Annotated in this window: 6 protein-coding genes; 2 read left to right on the forward strand and 4 right to left on the reverse strand. The window is 73.2% G+C overall.

The annotated features are described in order from the left end of the window. Positions 1-123: 123 nt before the first annotated feature. Both ABZS58_RS50915 and ABZS58_RS50920 read right to left on the reverse strand, forming a co-directional pair. A complete protein-coding gene (locus ABZS58_RS50915; RefSeq protein WP_354792034.1) occupies positions 124-1,251 on the reverse strand; it encodes an ROK family transcriptional regulator in 1,128 nt (375 codons plus the stop codon). 75 nt (positions 1,252-1,326) lie between these two features. Beyond that, positions 1,327-1,707: a DUF1992 domain-containing protein gene (locus ABZS58_RS50920; RefSeq protein ID WP_354792036.1), complete on the reverse strand. Its 381-nt coding sequence runs from the start codon at positions 1,705-1,707 to the stop codon at positions 1,327-1,329. A gap of 14 nt (positions 1,708-1,721) precedes the next feature. Between ABZS58_RS50920 and ABZS58_RS50925 the strand changes: the two genes are divergently transcribed. Next, positions 1,722-2,315: a DedA family protein gene (locus ABZS58_RS50925; protein ID WP_354792037.1), complete on the forward strand. Its 594-nt coding sequence runs from the start codon at positions 1,722-1,724 to the stop codon at positions 2,313-2,315. A 3-nt stretch (positions 2,316-2,318) separates the two neighbouring features. Here the strand turns inward: ABZS58_RS50925 and ABZS58_RS50930 are convergent, their stop codons facing one another. After that, positions 2,319-2,891: a hypothetical protein gene (locus tag ABZS58_RS50930; RefSeq protein WP_354792038.1), complete on the reverse strand. Its 573-nt coding sequence runs from the start codon at positions 2,889-2,891 to the stop codon at positions 2,319-2,321. 193 nt (positions 2,892-3,084) lie between these two features. Here ABZS58_RS50930 and ABZS58_RS50935 point away from each other — a divergent pair, with 193 nt between their 5' ends. Then, the gene (locus ABZS58_RS50935; protein ID WP_354792040.1) at positions 3,085-3,639 is read left to right on the forward strand and encodes a chaplin family protein; all 555 of its coding nucleotides are present in this window, start codon (positions 3,085-3,087) and stop codon (positions 3,637-3,639) included. 120 nt (positions 3,640-3,759) lie between these two features. On the opposite strand, the gene ABZS58_RS50940 is transcribed toward ABZS58_RS50935, so the two are convergent. Continuing rightward, positions 3,760-4,593, reverse strand: a complete 834-nt coding sequence (locus ABZS58_RS50940) for a PhzF family phenazine biosynthesis isomerase (protein ID WP_354792041.1) — start codon at positions 4,591-4,593, stop codon at positions 3,760-3,762. Positions 4,594-5,342 lie beyond the last annotated feature (749 nt).

Genomic DNA, 5,342 nt, shown 5'->3' on the forward strand with positions numbered 1-5,342 from the left:
GGAAGCGGCGTTCATGCCATAGTCTTTGACCGTGGTCACTGGCTGGGGTGTGGGTGTGTGGTGCGCGCGGCCGCCGGTCGTGGCCGCCAGATCGGCCGGCGTCCGCGGTTCGAGGGGGTGCCGTCAGGCGCCCGGTTGCCGCAACCTGTCGAGCAGGACCCGGCGCACGGCGGACAGGGCGGCGTCCGCGGCGCCGAGCAGGGGAGCGTCGTCCCCGACGGTGCTCACCGCGATCTCCGTCTCCAGCGGCGCCGCCCGCGCCATCGCCTTCGCCACCGCCTCGCCGAGCGCGGCACCGCCGGCCCGGCCGATCTCCCCGCCGAGCACCACGAGCGGCGGGTCGAGCACCGCGACGACCGCGGCGAGCCCGAGCACGATCCGCCCGGCGAGCTCGCGCAGCAGCGCCGTGTCGGTGACCGGCACGCCCCGCTCGTCGGCCAGCGCGCGCACCGCGGCGCCGCTGACCAGGTCGTGGAAGTCGCGGGCACCCTCGGCGGCGACCGGCATGTAGCCGATCTCGCCCGCGCCGCCCCGCGCGCCGCGCAGCAGGTTGCCGCCGCCGAGGTCGATGGCGAGGCCGAGACCGGACTCGCCGAGCCACAGCAGCGCGAAGCCGTCCGTGTCCGGCAGGCCCTGCGCGGCGCCGTGGGCGCGTTCGGCGAGCGCGGCGAGGTTGACGTCGTTGTCGACCTCGACCGGCACGCCGGCCGCGGCGGCGAGGTCGTCGACGAGGCCGCGGCGGCTCCAGCCGGGCACGTCGACGTGGTGGATGACCCGGTCCCGGGGGTCGAACGCGCCCGCGACGGCGAGCTGCACGTGCGCGACCGGGCCGCGTCCGACGCCGGCCGCCGCGCACAGCGCGTCGACGGTGGACGTGACCGCGGTGGCCGGGTCGGTGTGCGCGAAGTCGACCGGGACGGCCAGCCTGGCCCGCTGGACGCCGCGCAGGTCGTGCAGCGACGCGGTCAGCGACGGTGCGCCGTCGCGCACCGACATGGCGACGGCGTACGCGGCGTCGGGGTTGACCGCATACACCTCCGCGTTGGGGCCGGGCCGGCCGGTCTCGTGCCCGGCGCCGACGACGAGGTCGGCGTCGGCGAGGCGGCGGATCGCCTCGGAGATCGTGGGCTTGGACAGGCCGGTCAGCGACCGCAGCTCGGCGCGGGTGAGCTGCCCGTGGTCGAGGAGGTGACCGAGCGCGGCCGCCTCGTTGAGCGCCTTGAGCAGCTTGGAGGAACCACCGAGCGGCATTTGCTGCCTCCTCCAACTAATAGGCAGATTGACTAACAGTTGCGGGAGCAACGTAAGCGGCGTCACGCCACCGTGTCAACGGCCCGTCCGCCAGTCGCGCACGACGGCCTCCACGTCCAGGGGCGGCAGCAGCGTCGCCGGGCCGTCCATCAGGCCGCGTCGTGCCTGCTCGATGCGGGTGTTCAGGTCCTCGACCACGGCCCGGACCCGCTCCTCGGTCCGCAGCGCCGGCAACCGCTCCGGCAGGTCCTCGACCTCACGGCGCAGCCGCAGCGTCGGCGGCACCCCACCCGGCAGACCCTCCCGGCGGGCGAGGTCCCTGATCCACCAGTCCTCGTCGTAGAGCTCCCCGCGGTCCGGCAGCGGCTTCCCGGCGCCCGGCAGATCGTCGAACTGCCCGGCCTCCTGCGCCTCGCGGATCTGCCGGTCGATGTGCGACTCGTACCAACTCGACATGATTCCATTGTCCCGTGGAGCAACTGGAGCGCTACGGCTATCCCGCCCTCGCCCTGCTGGTGTTGCTGGAGGGGATCGGCATCCCCACCCCGGCGGTCAGCGTGGTGGTGGCCGCCGCGGTGCTCGCCGGGCACGGCTCGATGAGCCTGCCCCTGGTCGCCGCCATCACCTTCGCCGCCGCCGTCGTGGGGGACAACCTGGGCTTCTGGCTCGGCCGCAAGGCCGGTCGCCCGGCCATCCTCCGCTGGGGCCGCCGGGTCGGGCTGACCGAGCCGCGCCTGGCCCGCGCCGAGCACTTCTTCGCCCGCCGCGGCCGCAACATCATCGTCGTCGCCAGGTTCATCGACGGCCTGCGCCAGACCAACGGCCTCATCGCCGGCGCCGTCGACCTGCCCTGGCGCCAGTACGCGATCCGCGACGCGATCGGCGGCGCCCTCTGGACCGCCCTGTGGGTCTCGATCGGCGCCTTCGCCGGCGGCAACCTCGACCGCGTCCGCGCCCTGGTGCACCGCTATGAGACGCCCGCGCTGATCGTCGCCGGGCTGCTCCTGGTCTCGCTGCTGCTGGTGTACGTGTGGCGCCGCCGACGCCGCGGCACCCCCGACTGAGGTTCAGCAGGCGTTGTCGGCCTCCTTGCGGTACTGCCGCAGGGTCAGGGTCCGCTCGGCTGTCTCGTGCCCCTTGTGCCCCCGCACCTCGCCGTCCTTGAGTCCTTCCAGGTCGGCGAGCGTGAACTCGACGTCCGTGACCCTGAGGCCGGCGCCGGCGATGTAGCGGGCGGTGGGGGACAGCTTCGGCGGGGTGGCGGGCAGCCCGTCGAGCTGCACGGCCGCCCAGCCCGGTGGCGTGGTGCCGTATTCGATGGCCCATGCCCGGGCGGTGTCGGTGCGGTTCTCGATCTTCCAGATGGACCCGTGGGCGCCGCCGGTCGGGCTGCCGACCCAGCCGGCGGGCCACGAGCCGCCGGAGGACGGCAGTGGCGCGGCGGACCGTGGCGGCTCGGGACCCCGGAGGCCGACGGACCAGACGACCTGGCCCTTGCAGGCCCGCAGGTGCAGGACCGGCAGCCCCGACGGGCCGCGTCCCACAGCGAGCTGCGGCTCGTCCGGAGGCGAGCATCCGGCGAGGGTGCCGGCGGCGACGGCCGCCAGGAGTGCTGCTGCGATGGGGCGGGGAGCCTGCATGGGGACCAGTGTGGCGGAGATCGGCACGTGTCGCTGACCCCAAGTCGCCACGCCGTGGCGACTACATTACGTAACCTTGCGGGTGCATTGCGTGACTGTTTTTCGTGAAATATCAGTCCAGGACTCGCATTTCGGGTTTAGTGGGGGTCGCGACGGACGTTCACCGTCGATCACTCGTCGAAAGGTCGTCATCATGAATCGCTGGCTCATCCGGTCGGTGCAGATCGCCGCGCTGGCCATGGGGGGCCTCGCGCTCACCGGCACCGCCGCCCACGCCGACTGGGACACGGGCTACAACGCCGGGTTCTTCAACGGCAACCAGTCCTCGACCACGGTCCAGGTGCCGGTCAACGTCTGCGGCAACGCCGTGGCGATCGTCGGCTTCGCGAACGCCAACTGCTCCGGCGGCGCCTACGCCTACAACGGCGACGGCGGCAGCTACAGCGGTGCCGGGAACGGCAACGGGAACGGCAACGGCAACGCGAACGCCAACAGCCACAAGAAGAAGCACAAGAAGCACTACGCCAACAACAACTCGTACGGCAACAACAACAGCTCGTACGGCAACGGCAACGGCAACGGCAACGGTGGCGGCGGCGCGTACGCGTACAACAACAACGGCGGCAACTGGACCTCGGGCTACAACGCCGGGTTCTTCAACGGCAACCAGTCCTCGACCACCGTCCAGATGCCGATCAACGTGTCGTGCAACTCGGTCGCCGTGATCGGGTTCGCGTCCAGCTGCTGACGCGACGTTAGAGGCACCGCCTGCCTCGACTCGTAGAGCGTTGGCCGATGTCCGCGGTGGATCAGCCCTCCCCGCGGCACACCGGCCAACGCTTCTCGCGTTCCTGCCGGGTTTCGCCGGCTATCCGATCGGCACGGCGGTGCCGGTGACCGCGACCCCGCGGCCCGGGTCGGCGTCCAGCTCGACGGTGACGAGGCTGGGCCGGCCGAGGTCGTCGCCCTGGTGGATGCGCAGCGACGCGGGCACGTCGACGAGCCCGAGCTCGCGCAGGTAGCCACCGAACGCGGCCGCCGCGGCGCCGGTCGCCGGGTCCTCGTACACGCCGCCGGGCGGGAACGGGTTGCGGGCGTGGAACACCGTCGCCGACTCCCGCCACACCAGGTCGACCGTCGTCCAGTCGTGCTCCGCCATCAGCGCGGTCAGCGCCGGCACGTCGTAGTCGAGGCGGGCGAGCCGGGCCCGCGTGGCGGCGGCGACGACCGGGTGCCGAGCCCCCGCGTACGCCACCCGCACCGGCAGCGCCGGGTCGAGGTCGGCGGCGTCCCAGCGCAACGCGCGCAGCAGCGCGGCCCGCGTGTCCGCGTCGATCGGCTCGGTGTGCGGCGGGACGCTGCGCAGCGTCGCGGTCAGCCCGTCGACGCCGACCCGCGTCTCGACCTCGATCGTGCCGACCCGCGACTCGAAGCGCAGCGGCCCGAGCCCGAAGCGTTCGGCGTACGCGGCGGCGGTCGCGATCGTGGCGTGGCCGCAGAACGGCACCTCCGCCAGTGGACTGAAGTACCGCACCCGGATCCGGCCGTCGTCATGGAACAGGAACGCGGTCTCGGAGTACCCGACGTCGGCGGCGATGGCCTGCATCGCGGGGTCGTCGAGCCCGGCGGCGTCGAGCACCACCCCGGCAGGGTTGCCGCCCTTGGGATCCGTGGTGAACGCGCTGTACCGAAGGATTTCCATGCCCTCGACGCTAAGCGCGGCAGGGCGCGGCGGCGCGGTCCAATCGGCGCCGAGTGGTTGTCGCCCCCCGCCTCGGGCGTTCTCGATGATCCGGAAGAGTTTGTGCTGCTCTGGCGACACAAACTCTTCCGGATCATGGGGAAGAGGCCGGTGTCGATGGCTGGACCGGGGAGTACCACGGTGCGGGCGGTGATCTTCGGCCCGGCGGGCTCGACCACCTGACGAACTCGGGGCGTGGGGTGGGGTGAGGACGGCGCCACTCGCACACCACCAACAAAGGACGCGACCGGTCGCCGCGGTGGTGCCTGGTTGGCACGCCGGCCGCCTTCCGGCGCAGGACCGCCACGGCCACGGCCGCAGTTCGCTGGCCCGAAGCGAAATCCGGGGCCACACCCGGGGCGACCATGTGGCGTCGGCGGTGCCCGGTCAGCATCGCGCGGGTGGGGCCGCGCTCCTCGCCGCCGCGAAGGGCACCAAGCCGGCCGGCGTCAGCGTCCGGAAGAAGCGGTACAGGAATTCCCCGGCGGGACCCGCCGCGAAGCGGTGGGGCGGCGAGCCGCGCGGACCGGGCCGCGCGCCGTAGCCGGCAAGGGCGGTGACTGGACGCCGCTGTCCTGGACGAGACCCTGGACGAGGCCCGGCAAAGACGACGCCGGCGGGGGGGAGCTGGGGGGCTGACCGACGCCGGCGGGGCGGGCGGAGGAGGACCGAGGTGGTGGGGAAGCCGAGCGGGGCCCCACCGGCGGTGT

It is taken from the genome of Dactylosporangium sp. NPDC005555, assembly GCF_040605635.1.
In the GTDB taxonomy this organism is placed as follows: Bacteria; Actinomycetota; Actinomycetes; order Mycobacteriales; family Micromonosporaceae; genus Dactylosporangium.